The 22,898-nt window shown below is 52.2% G+C and carries 21 protein-coding genes; 11 read left to right on the forward strand and 10 right to left on the reverse strand.

All coding sequences use genetic code 11. From position 1 onward, the window contains the following. Positions 1–53: 53 nt before the first annotated feature. The 3 genes from AYK82_RS10695 to AYK82_RS10705 form a co-directional block, all read right to left on the reverse strand. Positions 54–629, reverse strand: coding sequence for a DUF992 domain-containing protein (locus AYK82_RS10695; RefSeq protein ID WP_068315176.1), 576 nt, complete (start codon positions 627–629; stop codon positions 54–56). 187 nt (positions 630–816) lie between these two features. Further along, positions 817–2,256: a hypothetical protein gene (locus AYK82_RS10700; RefSeq protein WP_068315179.1), complete on the reverse strand. Its 1,440-nt coding sequence runs from the start codon at positions 2,254–2,256 to the stop codon at positions 817–819. Positions 2,257–2,384: 128 nt separating this feature from the next. Beyond that, positions 2,385–3,584, reverse strand: a complete 1,200-nt coding sequence (locus AYK82_RS10705) for a pyridoxal phosphate-dependent aminotransferase (RefSeq protein WP_068315182.1) — start codon at positions 3,582–3,584, stop codon at positions 2,385–2,387. A gap of 299 nt (positions 3,585–3,883) precedes the next feature. Here AYK82_RS10705 and AYK82_RS10710 point away from each other — a divergent pair, with 299 nt between their 5' ends. The 3 genes from AYK82_RS10710 (at position 3,884) to AYK82_RS10720 (ending at position 6,343) form a co-directional block, all read left to right on the forward strand. Continuing rightward, positions 3,884–4,249 (forward strand): GtrA family protein, encoded by a 366-nt coding sequence (locus AYK82_RS10710; RefSeq protein WP_068315185.1) that lies wholly within the window; start codon positions 3,884–3,886, stop codon positions 4,247–4,249. A 697-nt stretch (positions 4,250–4,946) separates the two neighbouring features. Continuing rightward, the gene (locus AYK82_RS10715; protein ID WP_068315188.1) at positions 4,947–5,357 is read left to right on the forward strand and encodes a DUF3775 domain-containing protein; all 411 of its coding nucleotides are present in this window, start codon (positions 4,947–4,949) and stop codon (positions 5,355–5,357) included. An 86-nt stretch (positions 5,358–5,443) separates the two neighbouring features. Beyond that, entirely contained in the window at positions 5,444–6,343 is a 900-nt protein-coding gene (locus AYK82_RS10720) for a DMT family transporter (protein WP_068315191.1), read from the forward strand. Between the two features lie 35 nt (positions 6,344–6,378). Here the strand turns inward: AYK82_RS10720 and AYK82_RS10725 are convergent, their stop codons facing one another. The 3 genes from AYK82_RS10725 to uvrB form a co-directional block, all read right to left on the reverse strand. Further along, positions 6,379–6,843 (reverse strand): hypothetical protein, encoded by a 465-nt coding sequence (locus AYK82_RS10725; RefSeq protein WP_068315193.1) that lies wholly within the window; start codon positions 6,841–6,843, stop codon positions 6,379–6,381. Beyond that, on the reverse strand, positions 6,840–7,340 hold the full coding sequence (locus AYK82_RS10730; RefSeq protein ID WP_068315195.1) for a Dps family protein: 501 nt from the start codon (positions 7,338–7,340) through the stop codon (positions 6,840–6,842). The genes AYK82_RS10725 and AYK82_RS10730 overlap by 4 nt, the downstream gene beginning before the upstream one ends. A 144-nt stretch (positions 7,341–7,484) precedes the next feature. Beyond that, complete coding sequence (gene uvrB / locus AYK82_RS10735) at positions 7,485–10,226, reverse strand: excinuclease ABC subunit UvrB (RefSeq protein ID WP_082733889.1); 2,742 nt, start codon at positions 10,224–10,226, stop codon at positions 7,485–7,487. 169 nt (positions 10,227–10,395) lie between these two features. Here uvrB and AYK82_RS10740 point away from each other — a divergent pair, with 169 nt between their 5' ends. After that, positions 10,396–10,863, forward strand: coding sequence for a hypothetical protein (locus AYK82_RS10740; protein ID WP_068315198.1), 468 nt, complete (start codon positions 10,396–10,398; stop codon positions 10,861–10,863). A gap of 69 nt (positions 10,864–10,932) precedes the next feature. On the opposite strand, the gene AYK82_RS10745 is transcribed toward AYK82_RS10740, so the two are convergent. Together AYK82_RS10745 and AYK82_RS10750 are read right to left on the reverse strand one after the other, a co-directional pair. Continuing rightward, positions 10,933–12,174 (reverse strand): OmpP1/FadL family transporter, encoded by a 1,242-nt coding sequence (locus tag AYK82_RS10745; protein WP_068315200.1) that lies wholly within the window; start codon positions 12,172–12,174, stop codon positions 10,933–10,935. 457 nt (positions 12,175–12,631) lie between these two features. Continuing rightward, positions 12,632–13,396 carry a heparan-alpha-glucosaminide N-acetyltransferase gene (locus AYK82_RS10750; protein WP_068315203.1) on the reverse strand — a complete coding sequence of 255 codons (765 nt, stop codon included), beginning with the start codon at positions 13,394–13,396 and terminating at the stop codon, positions 12,632–12,634. 229 nt (positions 13,397–13,625) lie between these two features. Between AYK82_RS10750 and AYK82_RS10755 the strand changes: the two genes are divergently transcribed. After that, positions 13,626–14,546: a DUF1402 family protein gene (locus AYK82_RS10755; RefSeq protein ID WP_208976460.1), complete on the forward strand. Its 921-nt coding sequence runs from the start codon at positions 13,626–13,628 to the stop codon at positions 14,544–14,546. A 1-nt stretch (position 14,547) separates the two neighbouring features. Here AYK82_RS10755 and AYK82_RS10760 read toward each other — a convergent pair whose 3' ends face one another. Next, positions 14,548–15,213 carry an MBL fold metallo-hydrolase gene (locus tag AYK82_RS10760; protein ID WP_068315716.1) on the reverse strand — a complete coding sequence of 222 codons (666 nt, stop codon included), beginning with the start codon at positions 15,211–15,213 and terminating at the stop codon, positions 14,548–14,550. 449 nt (positions 15,214–15,662) lie between these two features. Between AYK82_RS10760 and AYK82_RS18500 the strand changes: the two genes are divergently transcribed. The 4 genes from AYK82_RS18500 to AYK82_RS10780 all read left to right on the forward strand — a co-directional run bounded on the left by AYK82_RS18500 (position 15,663) and on the right by AYK82_RS10780 (position 18,626). Further along, complete coding sequence (locus AYK82_RS18500) at positions 15,663–16,367, forward strand: cold-shock protein (protein WP_068315209.1); 705 nt, start codon at positions 15,663–15,665, stop codon at positions 16,365–16,367. A 126-nt stretch (positions 16,368–16,493) separates the two neighbouring features. Then, positions 16,494–17,354 (forward strand): 23S rRNA (adenine(2030)-N(6))-methyltransferase RlmJ, encoded by an 861-nt coding sequence (locus tag AYK82_RS10770; RefSeq protein WP_068315719.1) that lies wholly within the window; start codon positions 16,494–16,496, stop codon positions 17,352–17,354. A 133-nt stretch (positions 17,355–17,487) separates the two neighbouring features. Further along, the gene (locus tag AYK82_RS10775; RefSeq protein WP_068315212.1) at positions 17,488–17,943 is read left to right on the forward strand and encodes a hypothetical protein; all 456 of its coding nucleotides are present in this window, start codon (positions 17,488–17,490) and stop codon (positions 17,941–17,943) included. Between the two features lie 71 nt (positions 17,944–18,014). Then, a complete protein-coding gene (locus tag AYK82_RS10780; RefSeq protein ID WP_068315214.1) occupies positions 18,015–18,626 on the forward strand; it encodes a glutathione S-transferase family protein in 612 nt (203 codons plus the stop codon). A gap of 109 nt (positions 18,627–18,735) precedes the next feature. On the opposite strand, the gene AYK82_RS10785 is transcribed toward AYK82_RS10780, so the two are convergent. Next, positions 18,736–19,389, reverse strand: a complete 654-nt coding sequence (locus AYK82_RS10785; protein ID WP_068315217.1) for an outer membrane protein — start codon at positions 19,387–19,389, stop codon at positions 18,736–18,738. Between the two features lie 374 nt (positions 19,390–19,763). On the opposite strand from AYK82_RS10785, the gene AYK82_RS10790 reads away from it, so the two are divergent. Both AYK82_RS10790 and uvrC read left to right on the forward strand, forming a co-directional pair. Further along, positions 19,764–20,753, forward strand: coding sequence for a calcium/sodium antiporter (locus AYK82_RS10790; protein WP_068315220.1), 990 nt, complete (start codon positions 19,764–19,766; stop codon positions 20,751–20,753). A gap of 36 nt (positions 20,754–20,789) precedes the next feature. After that, entirely contained in the window at positions 20,790–22,769 is a 1,980-nt protein-coding gene (gene uvrC / locus AYK82_RS10795; protein WP_068315222.1) for an excinuclease ABC subunit UvrC, read from the forward strand. Positions 22,770–22,898: the final 129 nt, after the last annotated feature.

Consider the following 22,898-nt stretch of genomic DNA (forward strand, 5'->3'; position numbering starts at 1 on the left):
CCCGCTTCTTGGCCAAGAAGCGGGCCCAAACTATTCATAGTCGGAAATTACCGCTACATTTTCTTGAGTGTCATGCCACTGATGCCCGCGCTTAAGTTGGCACCTGTTTGGCTTTGCAAGCTGATCGGTTGCAACGCTATCGACTTTGTCGAACCGCCCACAAGCACGTTCGCCTGCACGCCAGCCCCAACAGTGACGCCAGCCGTTAAACCGCCATAACCGCCAGCAAGCGCGCCGGGCGCCACATCGCGTGATGGCGACATCACCGCCCAAACCATAGATCCAGATGTAACCGGCCCAATGTCAAGCCCGACACTGGTCATCTTCGCTGAATACTGTTCATCCTTACCGGTTGTACTGTTGTTGAACGTACACATCATCCGATCAACTGAGCCAACGACAAAAGTCGCCGCATCGGTTATCTGGCATCGCAACACGCCTAGCTTGACGCCATAGCCACCCTTCTCTGGCTCCGATGCTGGCGTTTTCATATCGGTTGCCTTTGTCGCAGGTTTTGCCTGGGTTTGTGCACTATTCTTTTGCTGAGCCATTGCACCAGTAGGCAGAGACAAAGCCCCACCAATGATCAGTACCGCAGCACCTGAGAAAACGAGATCAAGATATTTCATTGGCATCTCCATCAAACGTAGACCCCAACGAGACGCCTGCTGCACCTGAAAGTCAAAACCCTAGGCAAATTCAGGTAAACCAAATACCTAAATCCCCAAGCCTATTGAGTTTTCCTTTTAGTTAATTCCTTACAACCGTGCCCTGCCGCCAGCTCAAAATGGAAGCAGGGCCTTCAACGCCGACAGCCTAGTGTTGCATCGCCAACAAACTCAGAGCCTTTTGCAATGTCGCTTTGTCCACTTGCTTGGCCAGCTGCTGAGCCGTTTCCTGCTGGGCTGCCTGATTGGCACTGGCAGAGGACTGATTGCCATGCACCACTTGGCTTGCTTGCAAAGGCGCGCTTTGCTGACCACCATTCGCCGCTTGCGAATTGGCCGCGTTACTCGGCGCGTTCGCAACCCGCAAGCCACCCCCAGCAGCCTGCAAGGCCGCCTGCAAGTCATCGAAGGCACGCCCTTCCAGTTTGAGCTCCGCCAGTTCAATGGAGTTCATCGCAATTAGATTGTCAAAAGTCACCGCATCGCCAATGTTTAGTCCCGCCATATCATTGGCAACAGCTGCCAAGCTCGGGTCCCCATGCTGATAGAAATAGTTCTGCTGTGACTGGCGCTTCCGTTCTCTATAGAATTTGTCATACTTGCTATTCAATGTGAAAACGGAACTATCTGTCGGGTTCTCCACCAACAAGCCGATCTCGACATCCGCATAGGGGTTCAGATTGATGTCAATGAGATCTCGGAGCACCACCAAGCCACGACCTGCCAAATCCCGGCTGAGCACTTTGTTGCCATGCATAAGCGCCGCCGCCGGCGCCTCCTGCATATGCTTTTGCCCCAAACTGCGGAAGTTGTAGAAATTAAACTCCGGCAATACCGAGCTACCGCCCATCGCACTGGAGGAAAGGGAGAGCGCAAGCCCTGTCTCCATCAAGGAGTGATGGTACTGCAGCACCATCGTCGCAATAGGAACCAGCTCTTCACCATCAAACATCGCCTGATCTAGGCTCTTTGTGAGATCGTCATCCCCGAGCGTGTCAGCATTAAACGCTGCCAGCACCGCAAGGCTATCTGTCGTCGTGCCGGAAATATCCGCGCCAATATAGGGGCCGTAAAATCGCTCCATGTATTTGACGGTGGATCTATCAAGCAGGTTGAACTTGAAAATCCCAAGATCCGGCCACTCCTGCAAGGCAAAATCCGGCACCGGCTTGCGCGCTCGGTTAGCCACATTAAACGCGATTTTGTTGCGCAACCCGCGGCGCAAGTCTTCCACCTGTTTGCCGCGCGCACCACCGCCACCAAGCTCAAAATACTCGCCTATACCGCGCAACCCGTCGCCAACAGCAAATACGTCGAAAATGTCCGTGCCATTGTCAAACTGGATCAATCGTGCATGCGCATCTTGCAGACGTTTAATCGCCACAGCTGGTCCTTGTGCATCCGCGAGCAGATCGGCCGACCACTTAACCAGCAAACCTGAAAACGCACTGCCGATGTTGGTGCCTGCGGTGCCCGCTTGGTTCCACAACACGACACGCAGTGTTTCCAGCATGGTAGATATCTGAGCTGAGCGTAATACGTTTCGCGCCTGCTGCACGGCGCCGCCATAAATGATGATAGAAGCCACTGCCCTTGTCCTTTCAATGCCCCAGGTAACAAGAAAGACGCAGACGTTCGGCCAGCGTGAAACAAACAACAAAAAACCCCTGCAATCTCGGGGACTGCAGGGGCTCAAATTGCCATTTTCTGAAAGGCTTATTTCAAGCTGGCACAAAACCGCTGAATGCGCTCACACGCCTCTGTCAAGGCTTCTGTTGACGTGGCATAGGAAACACGGAAGTTCGGCCCCAAACCAAAGGCAGAGCCCGGCACAACTGCAACGCCTTCTGCTTCCAGCAGCTCGGATGCAAAGTCAGTATCCGTTTCCAGCACCTTGCCGCTCGGCGTGGTTTTACCCATCAAAGCCGCACAGGATGGGAACACATAAAACGCCCCTTCCGGCACAGGGCACTCAAGCCCGTTTGCCTGATTAAGCATGGACACAACCAAATCGCGACGCCCCTTAAAGGTCTCGTTATTAGGCGCGATGAAGTCTTGCGTACCATTCAGCGCTTCTACCGCCGCCCACTGCGCAATGGAGCTCGGGTTAGAGGTCGATTGCGATTGAATCTTCGCCATCGCCTTAATCAGCTCGGCCGGCCCACCGGCATAGCCAATGCGCCAACCGGTCATCGCGTAGGCTTTCGACACGCCGTTACAAGTCAGCGTGCGGGAATAAAGCTCCGGCTCAACCTGCGCAGGTGTGGTGAATTCATAGTCGTCATAAACCAGATGCTCGTACATGTCGTCGGACATCACCCAAACCTGCGGGTGTTTGAGCAGCACATCCGTCAGCGCCTTCAACTCGGCCTTCGTATAGCCCGCACCAGAGGGGTTGGAAGGTGAGTTAAAAATAAACCACTTTGTTTTCGGGGTAATCGCCGCGTCCAAAGCTTCTGGCGTAATCTTGAAGGTTTTCGGGTCCGCATGCACAAACACCGGCTCGCCGCCTGCCAACAAAACCATATCTGGATAGGACACCCAGTAAGGAGTTGGAATCAACACCTCGTCGCCCGGGTTAATGGTCGCCACAAGCGCATTATACAGCACTTGCTTGCCACCAGTCCCAACGGTGATCTGGTTCGCATCGTATGTAAGGCCATTATCGCGTTTGAACTTCTCGCAGATCGCCTGCTTCAGCTCAGGAATACCGTCAACTGCGGTGTATTTTGTCTTGCCAGAGTTGATCGCGTCGATCGCGGCCTGCTTGATATTCTCAGGTGTATCAAAATCTGGCTCGCCAGCTCCAAGACCAATAACGTCCCGGCCAGCAGCGCGTAACTCACGTGCCTTGTTTGTCACTGCAATGGTTGCAGATGGTTTCACACGTGAAAGCGCGTCGGCGATAAAGCCCATAATGCCCTCCATGAAAGCGGTAGGTATGCTGTTTAATTGAGCGAGCGAAAACCTAAGCCCGCCACGTCACCAGCGCAAGGAAAAACCCATAGGCCAGCAGTTATTCTCAGCGGAAAGAACAAGGCCCTTCCAGTTTTCTACAGTCTATGCAAATAACTGCGCTTGCCTAGGCACCCCACGCGGTTCTACGTTGTGGTTTGCTCAAGCTCCGCACATGCAAGCTAAACATTAATCAAGGCCCAATCCCTATGAAATCGCTTCTCTTGAAATTGTTAGGCACCCAGTTCGCACGATTTTGCATGGTCGGCACCTCAGGGCTTCTTGTCGATATGGCAGTGCTTGCGCTCCTGCTAAACACAACCCCCCTCGGCGCTGTGCTCTCGCGCATCGTCTCCATCGCCATCGCCATGACCAACAACTGGTTCTGGAATCGGCAATTCACGTTCCAGAGAAGCGAAACCCCACAAACGTGGAGCCAGGTCGGGCAGGAATATCTACGCTTCGTTGCCGTGAACAGCACAGGCGCACTGATCAACTATGCCAGCTATGTCTATATGGTGAAATCAACACTGGCACTCTCCCCGTACATTGCTCTTGCGATCGCGACCTTCGTTTCGCTCGCATTCAACTTCTTGGGTTCCAAATTTCTCGCATTCCGCCGTTAGAGCTCAACCTACGCCCCTCTGCACCGCAACAAATCTCCCTGCTAATGCCTAGGTTCTGCCGCATTGCAGTAGCGCTTTTGCCAAGGTTAAAGCGCTTCATAACTCCTGCCATTCGACACGGAGGATCAGATATGCAGAGCCCGTCTAAACCAGTTGTGTTTCCAAAGCTTCCTCAAAAAGAGCCGCAAAAGGCCCTAACGTGGCCGCAATGGGACGCCCGCGCCTATGCCTTTACCGCAGCATTGTTGCCGCTGCTGGCGCTAGGAGTTCCACGTTTATTTTTTTAGTCTGTATAATCTGATGCAGGTGCGCGCAAGCTGATTAAAAACAGCTTGGCCGTGTTCCTCACATGGTGTGAAAGAACACGGCCCTCAGGTCCGCCACATTTAGATCAAGTCTTCTTAACCATAAACGCCTGCCCCCTCAAATAACAAGTAGAAATTTTAGCAATTTGTTACTTGAGGCAAGCAAGTAAATGTATAGCCGCCTAAACTACTGAATAACTTCATCTTTAATCACTCCTTTGCATTGCACTGCTAGTTTTCCTTCTTAGATTTGCCGTTTGTTTTCACTGCTTAAAGAAAGTTTGAGAGCAACCTCTGCCACAACATCTTCATCTCCACACTTGAGGGACTTCCCCTTGCCATGCCGCGCCTTTAGGCAGATACTAAAATCAAAACAGATGGAGGGTGTATCAATGGCAGTAAACTTAAGTCTCTCCGCCGCCACAGTGCGTATGATTGCCGAGAAAGCCCGTGCCGCCTCCGCTTCTGTCCCCGACAGTTATGAGGATGGACACGAAGGCAATGTCAACTTTGACCCTGACGCCGCAACCCTTCAAGTGTTACCGGAGGGGCTGGCCGAAGAAGCTCATGATGATTATCTCGACGAAGAGCTGGTAGAGCTCATGAGCGATTTAAACATCGATGAGTCCGCCGAACTTGTTGCGATCACTTGGATTGGCCGCGGTGATTATGACGCGGCTGATTTCGCTGAAGCGGTGCTGCAAGCCAAAGAACGCGCCACTGGCTCAGCTAAACCCTACCTCCTCGGCCTGCCGCACTTCCCAGATCATCTGGAAAACGGCTTGAACGAACTAGGCGTCTAGGGAAACGTTAAAAACTCAGCCAATCGTTGAGGTTAAGGCGAGAAAATGCCCTTGCTGCCGTAAGCGCCTTTCGATAGACAGGCGCTATGTCCAGAGCACTCGCAAACCTACTTCTACTGACGTCCGGCCTCATTTGGGGCATGGCCTTTGTCACACAGTCCACCGCCATGGAAAACCTTGGTGCCTTGCAATTCACGGGCATCCGTTTCCTCCTTGCCTGCATAGCAGTCGCACCGCTCGCGTGGTATGAAGCGAGAAAACCAAAGGCGCAGCCCTTGCGCAAAAGCAGCTACCTCCCGTTGCTTGGTGTCGGCCTTTGCTTCACTCTGGGCTGTATATTGCAACAATACGGCATCATCATCACTTCAGTCACAAACGCAGGTTTTCTAACAGCAGTTTACGTTGTGCTCACCCCGTTCCTCGCGTGGCTCCTCTTTAAAGAGCAAGTAAACCCACTTGTTTGGTGCGCCAGCGGCCTCACACTCTTCGGCATCTTCTTACTTGGCGGCGGCAGTCTTACCGCATTAAACGCAGGTGACCTTCTTATGCTCGCCTGTGCCGTATTCTGGGCCTTACAAGTAATTTTCGTCGGTCGGTTGGGCAAGTCTATCGGCCGCCCTGTCGCCATCGCCCTAAGCCAGTTTCTAACGGTAGGTATCCTTTGCACCATTGCTGGCTTCATTCTTGAGCCGATTTCATGGTCAGCTATCAACGCAGTGTGGTTCGAGCTTTTCTTCGCGGGGGTTTGCTCTGGCGGCGTTGCGTTCACCATTCAGGCCTTTGCCCAGCAGTGGACAAAACCAGCCGACGCCGCAATCATGCTGTCATCCGAGGCATTGTTCGCAGCGCTCTTTGCCGCTGTCTTGCTGGGTGAACGCCTGAATGTCATGAGCGGCATCGGCGCTGCGTTGATCTTCTCGTCAATCCTGCTCGTCGAGCTCGCACCGCACCTGCGGGCGAAGCTGCGCCCGAGCCACCCGGGGTAAGCGAAAGGTCTGCACGTGGCAGAAAGCACTGGGCCTTAGTGGGCGCGACTGTGCTTTCGCGCCAAAACGTGCAGGCCATCGAGTGCCTTTTGCGCGGATATCTCAAAATAGTCGCGCGCAAAGTTTATCAATTGCCCACTGGTGGGGTGATCAACCGTTTCAACCCCGTGCAGCTTGCCTTCAAAAGCCGGAACATGCTTCAACGCATGCTTAGCAAGTTCGAGCTTAGCAAAGCCCGGCCCGACGATCAGCACCTCATCAGCTCCCTTTAAGTGCGCCTCGATCTCTTCGAAGAACTTGTGCTCATCGGGGCTATGTCGCCCTGCGTTCTTATTGCGCTTGTTGTGCATATGAAAATGGCTATGCGGTTCTTTCACATGCAGCTGCACAGCCTTAAAGTCCCAAATCTTGTCAATCTCGTCCATTTCATGCACTTCATGATTTTTCAGCGCGTAGACTTCAGCACTTTGGTGATCCAGCCAAACAAGCACCTTGCTCATGATTGCCCCTCTTCATCATCCAGATGTGCGCGTAAGAACCACGCCATCTTTTCGTGCTTTAAGATGAGGTCCTCCATAAGGCTAATCGTCCCCACATCATGTTGCCGCTGATCAACGCTGTCATGATGCAACCGCAGTTCTCTCACAATCGTTTCGTGATCCTGCACCAAAGCGCTCACCATTTCCTGCGCCTTGGGCAAAGGCTTATGAAACGGCATTTCCTTTAGCCGTGTGTGCTCATGGATCGCATGCATGGAGCCCAATGGTTGGCCACCCAGCGCCCTCACCCGCTCAGCAATGTCATCCACCACTTCGACCAGTGCATGATATTGCTCATCCAGCAACACATGCTGGCTATGGAATGCATTGCCTCGAATATTCCAGTGGCAATTCCATGTCTTCACCAGCAAAACAAATTCATCGGCAAGTAAACTATTCAGTACCTTAGCGGTTTGCTCACGCGCGCTGTTGGTCAAACCTAAAGACGCCTGTTCCATGCATGCCTCCGCAATTGCATTATTGATGACAGGCGCTCAATATAATCTTGAGGCGTGAGCCAAGCTTTGCAAAGGCCGTTAAAATCCGCAATGACGCAGCAAGAGTAAATCTGGCATGGCAGCTGCCTGACCTAAACTCACAACTTAGCTCTTTTTCTTTCGGTAGGTGCGTGTGCCCGGCCGGCCACCTGTACTGCGCCCTCCCCCGGAACCGGCTTCGGCTGCCTTCGCCTCCGCGGGGGGCAAATTGGCGGCCGAGCCATATTTTCCTGAACCAGAAAACGCCCCCGCCTTGCCCGCCACATCACTTTGGCGGCTGAGCGGATCATCGGCAACAGCCAGTTCGGTTTCTTGCAGTCGCTTGATTTCGTCGCGCAAACGCGCAGCTGTCTCAAACTCCAGATTGGCTGCTGCATCACGCATCTGGGCTTCAAGGTCTTCGATATGCCCTTTGAGATTGTGCCCAATTGTGGCGCCTTCTTCAGCGAAGCCTGCATCTACCGTAACGTGATCCTGCTCGTAGACACTTTCCAGAATATCGCCGATATTCTTGCGCACACTCTCCGGTGTGATGCCGTGCTCTTCGTTATAAGCCTGTTGCTTTTCACGCCGCCGATTGGTTTCATTAATGGCCCGTTCCATAGATCCGGTCATTTTATCGGCGTAAAGCACCACGCGCCCATCAACGTTACGCGCAGCACGGCCAATCGTCTGGATCAGCGAGGTTTCGGAGCGAAGAAAGCCCTCTTTATCCGCATCAAGAATTGCCACCAACGAGCATTCGGGAATATCAAGCCCCTCACGCAAGAGGTTAATTCCGATCAGTACATCAAAAGCGCCTAGCCGCAGATCACGAATGATCTCAATCCGCTCTAGTGTATCAATGTCAGAGTGCATGTAGCGTACCCGCACGCCGTTCTCGTGCAAATACTCGGTCAAGTCCTCCGCCATGCGCTTGGTGAGCGTTGTCACCAGCGTCCTCGCCCCCTTTGCCGCTTGTGCCTTCACCTCGCCAAGCAAATCATCAACCTGCGTTTTTGCAGGACGTATCTCGATCACCGGATCAAGCAGGCCTGTCGGCCGGATCACCTGCTCGGCAAACACACCGCCTGCCTCTTCCATCTCCCAGCTTGCCGGAGTTGCAGAAACAGCCACGGTCTGCGGTCGCATGGCATCCCACTCTTCAAAACGCAAGGGCCGGTTATCCATACAAGAAGGCAGGCGGAAGCCATACTCCGCCAGCGTCGCCTTACGGCGGAAGTCACCGCGATACATTGCGCCAATCTGTGGAATAGTGACATGGCTTTCATCGATGAAAACCAGCGCATTATCAGGTAGGTACTCGAAAAGGGTTGGCGGCGGCTCACCCGGCGCACGGCCGGTCAGATACCGAGAGTAGTTTTCAATACCGGCACAAGATCCGGTCGCCTCAATCATCTCGATATCAAAAGTACAGCGCTGCTCCAGCCGCTGTGCCTCCAGCAAGCGGCCATGCCCGTTTAATTCCTCAAGACGGTGCTTCAGCTCGTGTTTAATCGCCTTTACAGCCTGATTCAGCGTCGGCTTTGGCGTCACATAGTGGGAATTCGCATAAATCTTGACGGCCTCTAGCACACCGGTTTTCTTACCCGTCAGCGGGTCGAACTCGGTGATACCCTCAATCTCGTCGCCCCAAAGGGAGATACGCCAAGCACGGTCTTCAAGGTGCGCAGGAAACACCTCAATTGTATCCCCGCGCACGCGGAAAGTACCACGCTGAAACGCCGCATCATTGCGCTTGTATTGCAGCGCCACCAAATCCGCAAGCAGTTGCCGCTGCTCGATCCGCTCGCCAACGGAAAGGCCAAAGGTCATGGCAGTGTATGTTTCAACCGAGCCGATACCGTAGATACAAGAGACCGATGCAACAATGATTACATCATCCCGCTCCAGCAATGCACGCGTTGCCGAGTGGCGCATCCTGTCAATCTGTTCGTTAATCGAGCTCTCTTTTTCGATAAACGTATCAGTTCGCGGTACATAGGCTTCCGGCTGATAGTAATCGTAGTAGGAAACAAAATACTCGACTGCGTTGTTCGGAAAAAACTGCTTAAACTCACCATAAAGCTGAGCCGCAAGCGTCTTGTTATGCGCCAGGATGAGCGCTGGCCGCTGGCTCTGCGCGATAACCTGCGCCATCGTAAAGGTCTTGCCTGATCCTGTCACCCCAAGCAACACTTGCGTGCGTTCGTCTTCCCCCAGCCCCTCCGTCAGATCTGCAATAGCCGTTGGCTGATCGCCCTGCGGTGAAAACTCGGAAACCAAATCAAAAAGGACACCACCCTCGGATTTCTGCGGGCGTTCAGGGCGATGCGGCACCCAAGGGTTTTCATCCTCCTCAGCGCGGCCACGCTGAATCAGCTCTGCCAGAGCCTGTACTGTTGCGGTCGCCCCGCTAATCTGCTCAACTTTGTGCTGCTTACGTTTCTTCTTATTGTCTTTGCGATGCTTCTCTAGCAGCTCTTCAGCCTCTTCCAAAGAAACATCCAGACCCGCAATTGGGTTTAGCCCGCCACCGGCCCTCTCTCTGGGCGAAGGCGCATCGGCATTTTTCTTAGGCGCCCCTGTCGACTTCTTCTTGGGAGCAGATCGCTTAGCACTTGCCCCATTTTTTGCATCAGTCTGCATAGGAGCTACGACCACATCAGATCGTTTTTTCGTCTCTGCCTTTGCTTTAAGAGCGCTTATGTCCTCTTCTTCAATCTGCTGCGCCCAATCGCTCAAGCTGCCTGCGAGCGGTGCTCCAGATAGTGCCGGTTGCGGCGACTCACCCAACCCTGTGACCGACGGCTCTGTCTTGGAGGCTTCGGAGGATGAAGAAATAGAAGGCGTTTGTTTCCTAGACATACCGACAATATGCCGTGTCACCCGTAGAATGGCAAGCAAAGTTCCCTTTTTGTTCAACAAAAGGTAACAGTAACACTTTGCTAACCACACTTCCTTGTTTTATTCGCAGATAACACTATCTATAGTGGCGTCGTTTATTTTAGACGAAATCACTTTGTATCTAGTAGCTATGAACCAAAAAAGAGCGGCTCTCCTAATTGCCCTCCTCATCGGCTCTACAGGGTTTGGTGAGGCAAAGGTGCCCGCGCAAGGCGAACTCCAGTTCAGCCTTTCCAACACGCTTGGCATAACCAACGATGGCCGCCCCATTCCCAGCCTCACTTCCGCTTGCGAGGAGGCTGGCGCGCATTTTCTCTTCCAAACTGTCGCCGTCCAGTATCGGATCGGCAACAACAGCCCTTCTTCTGCCACAATGCATCTTGCCGGAGAGAAGGTTGCTCTGCGCCCATTAAAGCTGGCTGGCACACATACGTTTATCGCAACTGGCTTGCCCAAGGCTTTCGTCCGGCAAAACGTAAAAGTGCTGTTTTTTTCTATCTCCGGCGCGCTCAACCACCCGTCGGTTGGCCTACATCTGCAATACACTGCCAACGAGCGCTGCTACCTTGGCTCGACACCTCTTGGTATCTCTCACTAGACGTGCATCAAAATGAAAAAGGCGCCCTGCTTGCAAGGCGCCTTAACAGTAATTTGCCAAATACCGAGCTTAGAACTTCAACTTCAGCTTACTGTTAACCGCAAAGTTCCACGAACCATCGTAGTCGTAGGTAGTTGTTGAGGTGCTTTCTGTCCCACGGCTTTTAGAATCGATCACAATCTTGTTGTTCTTACTCGCTGTCTTGTAGATAGCAGAACCACCAAGCGATACGGTCGCCTTTTCGTTTAGATCGTAAGAAACACCGGATCCAATCGCATAAGTGTCAGAGTAAGCACCGCCAATGCCTTTGTCCCATGTCAGGCTCGCGCCAACACCGAATTTCTCACTTAGCTTGTGCTTGACAAAGCCGCGCACCGTCCAACCATCAGAATATCCGAGCCGACGGATACGATAATCGCCATTCGCAAAATCAACTTTAAGAGATGACAATCGGCTCCAGTTCATCCACTTGGCATCAACACCAACAAGCCAACCCGGGGCGACGCCAGATTGCAGTGCAATCTCGACGGACTCAGGCAGTGTTATTGACGCTGTTCCTGGTGTTCTTGACGTGCCAAAAATTCGGTCACCCGCCAAACCAACATCTACTGCAGAATCATAGGAAATCATTGCACGCAGCGCATACTCGGGGATTTCGTAGGCCGCACCGGCACGCCAACCAACACCAAGATCGTCTGAGCTGAAGTCAATCGTCGCAAGATAATCGCGTCCAGGAGGCACTGGTATACCAGCACCCGCCGCAACTGTGCCATTCACAAATGTTGTCGAAAGATAATCAATGGTCGTTGTGCGCAAGCCACCAAACACCCGCAAATTGTTGCTCTCGCCCAGCGCAAACTTATAGGCACAGGTCGCATCAATCCCTAAGCTATCTGCATCTGTGCTGTCGATCTGGTAGCGACCTGCCCAAGTGGTGGAGAACTTCTCGCCGATAATCCAAGGATTATGTAGCTTCGCCATACAGTCAACATTGTCAACGATCTGAGCCTTAACACTTAACCCGTAGGTCCACACATTTGGTGTCATAGACGAAGAACTGTCGCCGGAAAGCGGTCCCAGGACACCATTTCCCGGAACATCTAGGTTACCTGCTGGACCTGCAAACAGCTGCCCCTTGGCGTTCTTCACATTTACATTACGATCAACGTAGGTGTAGCTGCCTTCCACGGCGAATTTGCTGTCATCAAACAGCATAGAAAACGAGCCAAGGCCTTGCGTATCATAGCCACCTGCAAGCGCTGCGGTGCTACCCAGCACTACCAGCGAGGATGCTGCGAGAATTCTTTTCATTCGTGCCCCCAAAATCGCGCAGCCAACCCTGCGCTTCATTTGATCCATCCCCGCGTGCACGACGCCATGCCTTGCAGCCCCAATTGCGTGTCTGGACAATCTCTAGTTGTTTATCATTGGCGTTAATGCCAACTTCTATTCAGCTAGCTAAATTTAATAAATACCATTTTCTAAGGGTCAATACCTACAAAGGGGCAGGTTACGTAAACGAGAGCAGACATTGCGCGGTAGCTTGGTGCACAACAAACACTCTTATCTTTCCGGTTTTCGGGAAATATCTATAATTTTCTATAGGTTATTTTGGCTTTTATGCAAACTGCAAAAAAAATTGGGGGGATCATTTCGCTTTCCAGCACCCTCAAAAACAAGTTGTGCAGAAATTACAGTAAAACTGGTCCAGTTGCACAAATACAACGCATACCCTAGGGGAACACCTTAGAATTTAAGGGTCCATATATTAGAGATAAAGAATACGAGCGAAGCAATACACGATTCCATAAAGCAGCGGTTGATGAACTAGATAGACCAACAATGAATGCCGCCCCGCCAACGCCACCACCCGCATGAACCGCCAATTCTTAGCAAGTGTCGACCCGCTAACTTCAGTCGGTAACCTGATTACCTTTGCCGCTGATACACCAAATAGGAGCAATGCAAACCAAGGAAACACGGGCACAAAATCGACAGTGCCGTACACGGGCTCAGACAACCCAATCCAAAACAAATAGGAAGCATAGCTGGCCAGAACATCAGGCAGCACCAGCGAAATGGACCAAACAATAACAGCGGCCACACTCGCCCAATACCAACGGATCCATAAGAATGGCAAGCACAACAACGAGCCCACTGCGATTGCATGCAATATTCCAAATCGCACCATAAACGCGCCAAATGCAAAATATGTCGCCAAGGAAATCGCCGCAGCGGCGCAACCAATCTTAGCCAAACGCCACCAATACCGCCTCCACCCAAAAGGGCTTCGCGATGCCGAAATAGCAAGTGAGAACCCTGAAAGAAACAGAAAACTTCCAGCGATTATTTGCGCAAACAACACCCAGCCCGCACCTGATTGCACGGGCCAAGCAACAAAACCGAAATACTGCAAATCCCAACTAAAGTGAAAAAACAGCATCAAAGCCAGAGCACAGCCCCGCGCCAAATCAAGCGCAAACAAGCGTTTATCCTTGCTAACATCTACCATTTTCATCACATCTGCTGGCATTGCTTCCTCTTTCCTTCACTTGGTGTCCGCCTCACGCCAGCGTAGTCATCCACACTGAATTACCCAGCCATTCACCATGCCCCCGAAACCGAAGGGTTTTCAATCACCCCATTTCAAAGAAGATACGTAAATAGCGCAACGTAACAGCCAGCAAAATATGCCTCGCCCTCAGAACAGATCACCGCGTGTCCTCCTAGCTCTAATCTGGCCCTTCTTAGTCGCCGTGATAATGCTTGGCTTTCCAGCAGCGACACTAGGCGCAAACACGCAAATCGTGCCGCCCGGAAATCGGCATGCAGAACAACCGCCTATCCCTGGGATATCGCGCAAACGCACCCAGCAGCGCGCCAGTTCATTTGAACAAAAGTTTCAAAGCACCCTTGCCATGATCAATCGAGACCGCGCACTTCGCAGGCAGATAGCTGAAGTAGCTAGTCTTTATGATATTGATTCAATACATATTTTAGGTGCTATCGTTGGCGAGCACACATATAATTATGATATTTTGGATACAGCCCAATCCTATTTTATGAAAGCACTAAGTTACTCCGGATTGCCAATTGCTTTCACGTACAAAGGGGAAAACATCTCGGAGTTTATCAAAAGGCCTGAGCTGGCTCAGTGCCGCCAAGCAGAAGACTCAGCCACCCATTGGGGGTGCATTGAAACCGTCTGGCGTAAGAGGTTTGCAGGCAAAACAGTCGCGGGCAAAACCTTCGAGCCAATTTCACTGCAACGCGCCTTTTTTCGTCCCCTCTTTGCAGGTCAAAGCTTTGGGATCGGGCAATTAACCCCGCTGACCGCCTTAAAAGCGGACACAATAACAACAAGAATTAGCGGCTTTTCTCCCCTTAACCTGGATCAGCCAAAAGAGATTTATCGCCGCGTAATGGATCCGCAAACGTCGCTGCACTACACAGCAGCCACTCTAAAAATGGCAATTCGCGCCTATTTGCGACATGCAAACACTGATATCTCAAAAAACCCCGGCATCACCGCAACACTCTACAACCTTGGGAGCCCTCAAATGCGCGCAGTAGCCTTTGCAAAAAGAAAGAGGAAAAGCCCGTCCGCCCTTCCTCAAGAAAATTACTACGGTTGGCTCGTTAATGATCGGATCGAAGACCTAGAAGCGCTGTTGCGGCGCTAGATTATATTAAAAATGGGTTAGACGCGCGTTCCTCCCCGAATGTGGAGGCCTCGCCATGGCCAGGCAAAAACGCAACATCATCTCCCAGGGGCAACAGCTTATCCTTTATCGAAGCAATCAAAGTCGCATGATCTCCACCTGGAAGGTCAGTTCGCCCCACCGATCCGGCGAACAACACATCTCCGCTGATCGCCAATTTCATTTGCGGCTGATAGAATACGACATGCCCCAGCGAGTGTCCCGGTGTGTGCAATACATCAAAGTCTAGCCCTGCAATTGTCACGCTGTCCCCCTCTTCCAACCATCGATTGGGCGACACAGTGCGCAAGCCCTCAACACCAAACTGCTTGGACTGCTCTTCAACACGTGCAATCAGTGGCTCATCGGCCTTATGCGGCCCCTCTACGTCAACCCCAAGCTTCTCTGCAAGCTCAGCGGCACCGCCAACATGATCGAGGTGCCCATGAGTGAGCAAGATTCGCTCGACATCAACGCCCAAATGCGCCACAGCATCGAGCAAAACATCCACATCCCCCCCAGGATCAATCACAACCCCTTTTTTGGTTGCAGGGCTAAATATGATGCTACAGTTCTGCTGAAACGGTGTCACTGGCACCACAGAAATCTGCAGGTTTGGCTGCACATCTGCAGAATTATCCTGTTCCATGAACAACTCCATTTATTGATGGTTGCCTCCGGCTATATCATGGAGCGCACCCTAACCTCTAGTCTCCAAAGCAAAATTTGAGATCTAGACACCCCAACGAGATCTATACTGCAATTTGCATACGAAATTTTTTCTCTCCAAAGACATTAGTGAGAAGATTTTCATCAAACTGAAATACTCGCAACGCCCGCCCCCAAATTATGTAGGGTTTTGCAACAATTACCTCTCATTTTACTTGCCGCCATACCAATTTACAATTTAGTATGCTTGAGAGCTATCGTTGGCGAACGTAAATATGCGCCTTTAAATTGCAATGGGCAACGTTGAAGTTCACGCGACAGCTAGCAAACCTGTCAAGATTATCTGCTACCCCTAAGATAGCGGGTAGCCTTAGCGTTATTTGATGTGCAGTGACTGTCTTCTGACACTGCAGGAAAGGCGATATTGTAATGCATAATGGGAATTCGGGTCGTCGCCCGCGTAACAAACGGGGCGGCAAGCGCGAATTTGGGGCTCCGCAAGAGTTCGGAATTGAATTTGGTGCACCAGGCTTTTTGCAAGAACCAGTAGAGCAAGCTGGCGCCCAATGGGATAACCCGACACATGATGGCGGCTCAAACCAGTATGGCGATCGTGGCGCCTTTTCTGGCACACAGCAATCTCATAGCGAGCACACAAGTAGAGGCTACCCTCCGCGCAACGGCTTCAACAATGGCGCCCGTGGTCATCATGGCGGTGATAACAGCACCTATCGCGCCGGTGGCGGCTATGGTGGAGGAGACCGAGGCGGCTATGGCAACGGCGGCGGCGATGATCGCGGCGGTTATGGCAACGGTGGTGGTCAAGGCAATAACGGGGGCTTTCGCCGCAACTATCCTCCGGTAGAGCGTGGCCCGCGCCAATACGGCACTGTCAAATTCTTTAAGCTGGACAAAGGCTTCGGCTTCATCACACCGGATGAAGGTGCAAATGACGTGTTTGTACACATTTCAGCTGTAGAGCGATCCGGCCTTGGCAACTTGGAAAGCGGTCAGCGGATTTCATTCGAAACCGAACCTGATCGCCGAGGCAAAGGGCCAAAAGCCGTTGAACTCCGCCTAGAGCCCGCACAGCCAGTGGACGAACAGCACCTACAAGAAGAACCTGCGGACTAACACAAGGTCTGTAAACAAGAAAGGCGGCATCACCAGCTGCCTTTTTTGTTTGACACCGAAAGCTGAAACCCAGTAGTGCGGAGCACACTCAGGCAATCGTCTGTGTTTGACAACGGCAAGGCTCCCATGAACTATCGTCATATCTACCACGCTGGTAACATCGGTGATGTGCTTAAACACATTACCCAGACCCTGATCATTGAGTATCTCAAGAAAAAGCCTGCTCCGTTTCGCGTATTCGACACGCATGCAGGCATTGGCATCTACGATCTATCAAGTGAGCAAGCCCAAAAGACCGGTGAGTGGCAAAAAGGGGTAGCCCTAGTCTTACAAGCGATAGAGGCTCAAACCATTCCGCCTCAGGTGCACCAACTCTTGTCCCCTTGGCTCGAAGTCGTCAACCAGCTAAATCCGCAGGGAAATCTGGAAACATATCCCGGCTCTCCCGAGCTTGCCAAAAGATTGCTGCGCAAAGAAGATCGCCTCACCCTAACAGAGTTGCACCCAGCCGATTTTGCAAGCCTAAAAGAAACCTACGGCAATGATAAGAAAATCAAGGTCATAGAGTTGGACGCATGGCTGGCACTTGGGAGCTTCTTGCCACCAAAAGAGCGACGCGGTCTTGTGCTAATCGATCCTGCATTTGAGGTAGAGGACGAATTCTCGCGCCTCACAGACGGATTAAGTCGTGGCTACAAAAAATGGCAAACCGGCGTATATGCAGCTTGGTACCCTGTAAAGAACCAGAGATCCGTTGCCAACATGGTGCTATCCCTAGCTGAGCAAGGTGTGCGCAACGTACTGCGCCTGGAACTCTCCGCCGGACGTATCTCTCCTGACGCGCCAATGAAATCAAGCGGCATGTTGATCATCAACCCACCCTACACACTCAAAACTCAAATGGAACTATTACTTCCATGGCTTTGTCAAGCAACCTCAGAAAATGAAGGGGCATATTTTGAGGTAGAACAAGTTATAGAGGAGTAACCTGCCCCCAAACTCGTTGATCTGAAATCTGCAGGATTGCTCTTAAACGTCGCGCCCATCACACTTGTAGCATCGCGGTTCTTTGAAACTGCTCAATCTCCTGTTGCTAAAGGCAGACTGCAAGAGAGCAATCATGCGCACACCCATATTTACAATTGCATTCCTATCGGCAACTATCGTCGTGCCCCTTGCCGGTCATGAACTTCATGCAGCGGACATGCCCGCAAACACGCCGCAACTCTCAAAAGAGTATAGCAACCTGCCGGCTTGCGCAGATGAATCTGTTGCACGAGCCGTAGCGCGGCAAATCAGTCGCGCAGACACATTCTATTACAATGGCAGAACACTACAACAAGTCTACCACCCAGCAGATCAAGGGCTTGAACGCTATCCAGAAAGCAGTATCACACGGCGTAACTGCAGCGCGACGGCTCTCCTCTCGGATGGCAGCACGTACCCTCTCTTCTACCGCATTGTTGAGGATCAAGGAATATTTGGCATATCTTGGGGGGTTGAGGCCTGTTTAAGCGGATTGGACAAGTTTCACGTCTACAATGCAGCATGCCGGAGCATTCGAAGAAACATGTAGAACAATGGTTGCATAGACTCAAAGATAGCTGTTTACTCCTTACCGCTCTCGATAAAGAAACTGGAGAAACAATGCTTACCTTAAGGTCATCTGCTGCTTCACCATTTGGTAGAAAAATTAAAATTGCTGCAAAAACACTGAGTCTTTATGACCAGATTACCATCGAGAGTGCCAATACTGCGGACCCTGAAGATACACTGCGCAAGCAAAACCCACTTGGAAAAATTCCCGTTCTCATCTTGGAAAATGGGAAAACGCTGTACGACAGTCGTGTCATCCTTGAGTATATTGATCATCTTTCCGGGGGGAACAAACTTCTTCTCAATGGTGCCGCCCGCTTCGATGCCTTAACCCTGCAGGCACTCGCAGATGGGATTTGCGATGCCGCGATCTTGATTGTTATGGAAGAGCGCATGCGCAAACCAGAGGAACGCAGCGAGCTGGTAACAGACTATCAGCGCCAGAAAATCAACCGCGCGCTGGCTCACCTTGCCACCAACCCACCCGAAAGTTTGGGGAAGGCAACCCCAAATGTGGGGCAAATCGCTCTAGCCTGCGCTCTGGGTTATTTGGATCTACGTCTCGATGGCTTTTGGCGCGCTGACAACCCAAATCTGGTTTCATGGCTAAATGACTTCAGCCAAAAAGTACCTGCATTTGATGAAACCAGAATGCCAAGCTAAAAGACCGCCCGCCTTTCAAGCTTTCACAGGGCGCAAAGGGGCGCTTGTGCCCATAAAAACACAGGCGCCCCTTTCAAAAAATAAAGGAGGAATATTGAGCGTTTGCCCTTTAGAACTTGTAGGACATGCCAGCGCGAACCAAGTTTTCGTTAAGTTTCGAAGTTTCTGTTCCTGACGTCAAATCAAACTTCTGTTTGCCAAAATCTTGATAGGCATACTCAATGCGGGTTGTCAGGTTCTCTGTCAGCGCATGTTCAACACCCGCACCAATAACATACCCTACAGCATTTTTACTGTCTTTCGCGCCAGCATCACTTGCCGTGAATTGCGCAAATGCAACACCACCGGTACCATAAAACAAAGTACGGTCAACTGCATAGCCCGCCCGTGCACGTAGACTACCATTCCAGTCCGAGCTAAGCTTAGACCCAGATACCTTGTTGTTTATGTCGTTGTATTGGATATCCGCCTCGGCACCCAGCACCACATTTGGGCTCACCATAAAGTTATAGCCGCCATGAACACCAACTGAAACACCATTGGTGTTGTCGTCCAGCGCGCCGACAGTGGCCCCTTTGGCATCAACACCTGCAAAAGACCACCCGGCATTCACACCAGCATAGGCACCAGCCCAATTATACCCTTGAACAGTGACCGGCACATCATAGACAACTTGCGGCACTTCTTGCGGCAAGTCAGCCGCCATTGCAGACGTCGCAATCAAACCAAAAGCGAGGGCAGAAACAGTGGTAGTACGCAGCATTAAACTCTCCATTAAAACGAGTTAGAAAGAACAAAGCCCACCCACCAGCAGGCTTGCCTTTCGACGAAGAGAGTTGTCGCCCCGTAATCGGGCCAAACCAGTCAATAAAAATGAACTTTCGAAGACAAATTGCGGCTTTTGTGCGATACCATCAGCAACCCATTGATTTTTCAGGCATGCCCTGCACATTTATAGTGTTTCATACACACTCAAAGCCGCAAAACTGTGACGAGGCCATGTTTTCTTGTGATAGCCATCACCCAATTACAACCTTCCCCCTTCAAGCTGGCTCATTAAATGACTATATAGCCGTTAAATATCGCCGCCCCGCTCATTCGCGGCCCAATCAAAGCTAAAGAAATTCAGGGAATCGTATGCCGGAAGGTTACATCTACCTCATCGGAGGATTGGCAGCTCTTGTCTTCACGGGGGATCTCCTTGTGCGTGGCGCTGTTGGCGTTGCCCACCGGATGGGGATTCCGGCAATGGTGATAGGCCTAACCATCGTCGCATTCGGCACCTCTGCCCCAGAGCTGATGGTATCAATCAAATCCTCTTTGGATGGAAACAGCGGTATCGCTATCGGCAACATTGTGGGTTCAAACATCGCCAATGTTCTGTTGGTGCTTGGCATGCCCGCGCTCTTCGCCACCACGTCCTGCGGCGAACAAGGCGCATTAAAAAGCGCCAAGTTCATGCTTTTCGTGTCGGTTGTCTTTGCCATCCTCTGCCTAAAGGATCTGCTTGATTTCAAAGCGGCGTTTGTCCTGCTCGCACTTCTCGGCATCTTCTTGTATGAATCAGCCCGCATTTCTCGCAAGCATAAGAAAGCGTCCGCCCAAGCAGCCGCAGCAGAAGAAGAAGGCTGCGGCATGGACGAGCTGGACGAAGAAGCTGTGCCTAAGAGCATTTGGAAAGCGGTCTTGTTTGTCCTGATCGGCATCATCGGCCTGCCTCTGAGCGCTAAATTTGCGATTGACGGTGCTGTCATTCTCGCTCGCTCTTGGGGAGTAACGGATGCCGTCATCGGGCTGACGGTCGTCGCGTTCGGCACGTCACTGCCCGAGCTTTCTACAACAATGATGGCCGCAATCCGCAATCATTCGGCCGTCGCAATTGGCAATGTTATTGGCTCCAACATATTTAATATTCTGGCCATTATGGGCATCACCACCGCCATCACCCCGGTCCCGGTTCCCGAGCAGGTGGTTCATTTCGATCTATGGGTGATGCTAGGCTGTGCCACATTGCTGCTTTACTTCGCCAACCACAGTAAGAACCTCACACGCAAATGGGGTATTCTGCTTACGCTTGGCTATGTGCTATACACGGCCATTGTCTTTCAGCTTGGGCAAGTGGGCTAGCCTTACCTCTGCCCACTCTCAAGAGGTTGCGAAACCATGGCAAAAGAACCTGCCCAGACAGCATCGGCTGAAAGCGAAACCGCAGCCCCAACACAAGAGCCTGCCATGGTCGGCGTCGAGATCATCAAGGATTGCGTAAAGCGTCTCCCACTCAGCCCCGGCGTATACCGCATGTTCGACAAGGAAGGCGCGGTTCTATACGTCGGCAAAGCGCGGTCATTAAAAAAGCGTGTCACCAGCTACACCCGCCTGCAAGGACAGTCGAACCGCATTCTCCGCATGATTATGGCAACCGCCGCCATGGAGTTTGTCGAAACGCGCACAGAAGCAGAAGCCCTGTTGCTGGAAGCCAATCTCATCAAGCGGTTGCGCCCACGCTACAACGTACTTTTGCGCGATGACAAATCGTTCCCCTACATCTTGATCGGCGAGGATCACCCCTCCCCCGCGCTCATGAAGCACCGCGGGGCACGCAATAAAAAAGGCAGCTACTTCGGCCCGTTTGCCAATGCCGGTGCGGTTAACGACACCATCAACGCCATGCAAAAGGCGTTTCTTATTCGCAATTGCACCGACAGCTATTTTTCCAATCGCTCTCGTCCCTGTCTGCTCTATCAAATAAAACGCTGCGCGGGCCCATGCACCAATGAAATATCGGGCCCCGACTATCAGGAGTTGGTCAAACAAGCCAAGGCGTTTCTTTCGGGGCGCTCGCAGGAAATCAAAAAAGATCTGGCCGTGGCCATGGAAGCTGCCTCGGCGGATCTTGATTTTGAACGCGCGGCTGTCTACCGCGACCGCATCGCCGCGCTTTCCCACGTGCAGAGCCACCAAGGCATTAACCCGCAAAACACAGAGGAAGCGGACGTCTTCGCCCTTTATCAGGAAGGCGGCCAAAGCTGCGTGCAGGTGTTTTTCTTTCGCACTGGACAAAACTGGGGCAATCGCGCGTATTTTCCAAAAGCAGACAGCAGCTTTAGCGAGGCGGAAGTTCTGTCCAGCTTTATCTCTCAATTTTACGAGGACAAGCCGGTCCCACGCCTCATCCTTACCTCTCACGAGGTCGAAGATGCCGAATTGCTGCAGCAAGCACTCTCCACCAAGTCCAATCGCAAAGTCGAGCTGGCAGTGCCCAAGCGCGGCGAAAAAGCCGACCTCGTTGCCCATGCCGGCACCAATGCAAAAGGCGCTCTTGGCCGCCGCTTGGCGGAAACATCCAGCCAGCGCAAGCTGCTTGCCGGCGCAGGCGAAGCCTTTGGCCTTGACCGAGCCCCGCGCCGCATCGACGTGTTCGACAACTCTCATATCTCGGGAACGAATGCTGTAGGCGGCATGATTGTCGCAGGTCCAGAAGGCTTTGCAAAGGCACACTACCGCAAATTCAACATTAAGAACCCCGAGACAGAGCCCGGCGACGACTATGCCATGATGCAGGAAGTTCTCAGCCGCCGCTTTGCTCGCTTGCTTAAGGAAAACCCGCAGGGATTGCAGAATGCTGCCCGCTTCAGTACCGCTCGTCCAAAAAGTGAAGCCGAAGCAGACCCAACACACGAAGGCCCCGATTTGCCGGAATGGCCAGATCTTGTGCTAATCGACGGCGGTAAAGGCCAACTTTCCGTGGTGCAAGAGGTCATGCAAGAGCTGGGCGTGGCGGACATCCCGGTCGTCGGCATTGCCAAAGGGCCGGATCGCGACGCTGGCCGCGAAAAGTTCTTCATAGAAGGCAAGCCCAGCTTCATGTTGCCAGAGCGTGACCCGGTGCTGTACTTTGTACAACGCCTGCGGGACGAAGCGCACCGCTTTGCCATCGGCACGCACAGGGCCAAGCGCAAGAAAGCGATCTCCACTAATCCGCTGGACGAAATCCAAGGTATCGGCCCCGCCCGCAAGAAAGCGCTGTTGCACCATTTTGGCACAGCAAAAGCCGTCTCTAAAGCTGGGGTCGAAGACTTGCGCGCTGTAGACGGTATTTCTGCCAGCACCGCACGACAAATCTACGATTACTTTCACGAGTAAGCACAGCGCTGGACCCACTACAGCGAGATATGCCGCAGGTCGCTGTGCGTAACTTACCTGCAATAAACCCGTGCGTGACGAATCCCTGTATTAAGGCGACAAACAAATTATCAAAGCGGCATCAGGTGG

This window comes from Polycladidibacter hongkongensis, from assembly GCF_001561995.1.
Classification (GTDB): domain Bacteria; phylum Pseudomonadota; class Alphaproteobacteria; order Rhizobiales; family Stappiaceae; genus Pseudovibrio; species Pseudovibrio hongkongensis.